The organism is Shewanella sp. TB7-MNA-CIBAN-0143 (assembly GCF_040310065.1).
GTDB lineage: Bacteria > Pseudomonadota > Gammaproteobacteria > Enterobacterales > Shewanellaceae > Shewanella.
On record NZ_JBEOPL010000060.1, the window covers coordinates 1 to 598 of the forward strand.

Consider the following 598-nt stretch of genomic DNA (forward strand, 5'->3'; position numbering starts at 1 on the left):
GTTACTATGCGTTAGTCAACGGCGAAGTGATATTAACCCAAGCCGGTGCGGATCTCGTCAACAACGGTGGCACCCTGCCACCAGTGGATTTAACCGTCTCGGATGGCAGCTTAACCGGTCAAGACAGTGACACGCCGGGTATTGCGCCGACCAACGATGCGCCGACCATTGATGTGGTCGCCAATGACTTTACTGAAAACAGCGCCGTCGATGGCGATGTGGCCGCAACCTACACCACCTTTGATGAAGACGGTGATGCACTGACCGTGGACTTCACCCCAGGCAGCAATGACGACGGTTACTATGCGTTAGTCAACGGCGAAGTGGTATTAACCCAAGCCGGTGCGGATCTCGTCAACAACGGTGGCACCTTGCCGCCGGTGGATTTGACCGTCTCGGATGGCAGCTTAACCGGTCAAGACAGTGACACGCCGGGTATTGCGCCGACCAACGATGCGCCGACCATTGATGTGGTCGCCAATGACTTTACTGAAAACAGCGCCGTCGATGGCGCTGTGGCCGCAACCTACACCACCTTTGATGAAGACGGTGATTTACTGACGGTTGACTTTACCCCAGGCAGCAATGACGACGGTTA

General features: G+C 55.7%; 1 protein-coding gene. It reads left to right on the plus strand.

Annotated elements, in window-relative coordinates; translation table 11 throughout:
• Positions 1-598, plus strand: a 598-nt coding sequence (locus tag AAEY97_RS21120; RefSeq protein WP_351001294.1) for a hypothetical protein, incomplete at both ends; no start/stop codon positions are given.